The organism is Flavobacterium sp., assembly GCF_049318185.1.
GTDB lineage: Bacteria > Bacteroidota > Bacteroidia > Flavobacteriales > Flavobacteriaceae > Flavobacterium.
Genome location: NZ_JBMOGV010000159.1, coordinates 1 through 3742 on the forward strand (window position 1 = coordinate 1; position 3742 = coordinate 3742).

Here is a 3742-nt window from a genome sequence, read left to right on the forward strand (position 1 = left end):
GTATTAAAAAAGACAAAGTTAAAGTAATTTACAGGGGACGTTCTTCCAAAAATTTTGCTGCCATTTCAGATAGTGATGTTCAAGTTTTAAGAAAAAAACTGACTATAAAAACCGATATAAAAATTTTATTGAATGTTAGCAGACTTCTTGACAGAAAAGGTCAAATGGATTTGCTTAAAAGTTTTGCTGAGGTCTTAAAAGAGTATCCTAAAACTATTCTTTTATTTGCAGGAGAAGGGATGTATCGTACTACACTAGAAACAGAAATTGAAAAACTGGGATTAAAAGAAAAGTTGCTATTATTAGGTAATGTAGATTACATACCTGTATTGCTCAACATGGCAGATGTATTTGTTTTTCCTTCGCACTATGAAGGTTTGCCAGGTGCTTTATTGGAGGCCATGTTTGCTGAGAAAATAATTATTTGTTCTGATATTGGTGAAAACAAAGAGTGTGTTTCAGAGAATGAAGCCTTATTTTTTAAAACTCATGACATTGAAGAATTAACCTCAAAAATTAATTTAGTTTTAAATAATCTAAAAGAATATAAATCTATGGCAATAGAAGCCAAAAGAGCAGCTATGACAAAATTTGAGTTGGCTACTGTAGTCGCTCAATATAATGAAACCTATCTAAATTTATTGGCAATTTAAAAATGAAAATCCTTCAAGTTATTCAAAAACCACAATTCAGGGGTGCTGAAACTTTCGCCTGCCAATTAAGTGTTGAATTAAAGAACTTAGGCCATGAAGTAGATGTCCTTTTTTTATTTGGAACTGATGATGAAAAATTGCCTTATCCTTTACATTTTATTCATTTAAATGCTTCAATAGAAAGACGTTTTTGGGATTTTAAAGCTTATCAAAAGCTAAATACAATCATTACAAAAGGCAATTATGATGTTGTTCAAGCCAATGCTGCAGATACTCTTAAATATACTGTGTTTTCTAAATTTATTCATGGTTGGCAATCCAAATTAGTATATAGAAACGCCAATAAGATAAGTGATTTTATGACTACTTTTTCTAAAAAAGCTCTAAATAAACTATTAATGAAGAAAGTAGATGCCGTTGCTTCGGTTAGTCATGAATGCCTTCAGGATTTTATAACTGTTTATCCTTCGTTTTCTAAAACTATTGAATGTTTGCCAATTGGGGTTAATCTCGAAATTCCTACATCCTATAGCTCTTTAACTGAAATAGGTATTACCTCAGGAGGTCCATTTTTATTAAATGTTGCGAGTTTTGTTCCCGAAAAAAATCATGAGGGTTTATTACGTATTTTTTCAAAATTATTGGTTGATTATCCTTCTGCTCAACTTTTATTGATAGGTGAAGGAAAATTAAAATCTTCTATAGAAACTTTAGCCGAAGAACTAAATCTAAATAATAATCTTCACTTTTTAGGAAAGAGAAATGATGTTTTAAAAATAATGCCTTGCTGTGATATGTTTTTATTACCTAGTTTGATAGAGGGTCTTCCAGGAGTAATATTAGAGGCATTTGCTACTAGGTTACCGGTTGTTGCTTATAATGTAGGTGGTATAAAAGAGGTGGTTTTGGACAAAAATACTGGTTATCTTATCGGTAAAAATGACGAGGTTGAATTTTATGAAGCTATAAAACAATGTTTTTCAGATAACAAAAAAACACTTCAAGAAAGCGCTTATTTATTGGTATATAATCACTATTCAAATGCAATTTTAGCAAAGCGTTTTTTAAAATTTTATCAAAACGTAATAATTTAATTAATAAATTGATAGCGAAAATCAAAATCCTCCATATCATAAAATCTCTCGGTCGCGGTGGTGCTGAAATGCTGTTGCCTGAAACTTTAAAATCTCATCATCAAGACCAATTTGAGTTTCATTATATTTATTTTTTACCATGGAAAAATCAATTAGTTGAAGCTATAGAAAAGGCTGGAGGTAAAGTAACCTGTTTTCCTGCAAACAATAATATTCAACTACTACTACAATTTCCCAAAATCGTTCGTTACTGTAAAGAACATCAAATTCAATTGATCCATGCGCATTTGCCTTGGGCTGGTTTTGTGTCTCGATTAGTGCATTTAACAACTCGTATTCCCTTGTTTTATACCGAGCATAATTTACAAGAGCGGTATCATTTTATTACTAAATTACTCAATAAATTGAGTTTTAATTGGCAAACTCTCGGCATAGGTGTTTCTGAAGATGTTACCCAATCCATCCAAAAAAATATTAGTCCAGCTATTCCAGTAAAAACTATTTTAAATGGTGTTACTACGACTACTTTTCAAAGAGAAAATCCTCAAGAAAGAGAACGAATTAGAGAGCAATTTGAAATCCCAAATGATGCTATTTTAGTTGGAACAGTAGCTGTTTTTCGTTTTCAGAAACGATTGGATTTATGGCTCGAAATTATGGCAGAAGCTATCAAACAAAATCCTAAAATATATGGTATTATAATTGGTGCCGGCCCTTTAGAGCCGCTGCTAAAAGAAAAACATAAAGCATTAGGTCTAGAAGAAAAAGTATTTTTTACAGGTTTACAAACCAATGTAAAACCCTATTATGAAGCGATGGATATTTTCATGATGAGTTCTTCTTTTGAAGGATTGCCCATTGCGTTATTGGAAGCTATGAGTATGGGTTGTGCTATCGTTTCGACCGATGCTGGAGGAATCAAAGAAGTTTTAAGACCTGATAAAGATGGTTTTGTAGTGTCAGTTGATGCTTGGAAATCACTTTCAAAATCAATAGTTGTATTGGCTGAAGACGACCAAAAATTAAAAGAATACCAATCACTTGCAAGGCAGAGAGTGGTTGACTCTTTTAGCATTGAAGTAATGGTCAATGCCTTAGAAAAATTATATTTAGCACAAATTATATGATTGTAAGAGAAGCGAAGCAAGAGGATATCGATTCTATTGTCGTTTTACTTCAAGCCAGTTTAGGAGAAAGTTTACTCAAAAAATCGGCTGAAATATGGAATTTCAAGCATGTTATAAATCCTTTTGGAGAGTCAACCGTTTTATTAGCCGAAGAAGACTCAGCCTTAATAGGTGTAAGGGCTTTTATGACTTGGCGGTGGCAAGTGGGCAATCAAGTGTGGAACGCCTACAGAGCTGTTGATACTGCGACACATCCTAATCACCAAGGAAAAGGCATTTTTAAAAAGTTGACATTGCAAGCACTTGATAAAATACATGAAAAAGGAGACTGCTTTGTTTTTAACACGCCAAATGATCAAAGTCGCCCTGGTTACTTAAAAATGGGTTGGCAAGAAGTGGAAAAAATTAAAGTGGCTTTGGTTCCCACTTTTTTTTATGCCTTAAAGTTTCTTTTTTCAAGAAAAGTTTCTGAAAGTATTCTATCACTTGTACAACTTGAAAATTTATGTGCCATTCACAATAAAAAATTCTCCTCAAAAAATGTATTGTTTACCCCAAAGTCAGCTCTGTATTTGAAATGGCGTTATGAGGTCAATCCTTTACAAACCTACTTTGTTTATTCCACATCAGATTGCTATGTTGCCATGTATGTCAAAAAACATCGTTTTTTTAATGAACTAAGAGTGGTAGAGGTAATTAGCCATCATGATGTTTGTATTGATAAAGTTATTCAAAAGGCTATTATTTCCTATGCCGTTAAAAACAAATGTTACCTTGTTACTGTTGCTAATTCCTCCCTTTTTGCATTTCGTATGTATGGCAATTTTGGACCCAAATTAACTTTTAAATCTTTGACAAATAATACTAT

The 3742-nt window shown here is 32.4% G+C and carries 4 protein-coding genes; all 4 read left to right on the forward strand.

Features of this window, described 5'->3' with window-relative positions:
- On the forward strand, nt 1–653 hold a 653-nt coding region (locus ACOYLT_RS10735), incomplete at its 5' end, for a glycosyltransferase family 4 protein (protein WP_422853845.1).
- Nucleotides 654–655: 2 nt separating this feature from the next.
- Nucleotides 656–1747: a glycosyltransferase family 4 protein gene (locus tag ACOYLT_RS10740; RefSeq protein ID WP_422853846.1), complete on the forward strand. Its 1092-nt coding sequence runs from the start codon at nt 656–658 to the stop codon at nt 1745–1747.
- Between the two features lie 8 nt (nt 1748–1755).
- On the forward strand, nt 1756–2874 hold the full coding sequence (locus ACOYLT_RS10745) for a glycosyltransferase (RefSeq protein ID WP_422853847.1): 1119 nt from the start codon (nt 1756–1758) through the stop codon (nt 2872–2874).
- On the forward strand, nt 2871–3742 hold an 872-nt coding region (locus ACOYLT_RS10750; protein ID WP_422853848.1), incomplete at its 3' end, for a GNAT family N-acetyltransferase. The genes ACOYLT_RS10745 and ACOYLT_RS10750, both read left to right, overlap by 4 nt.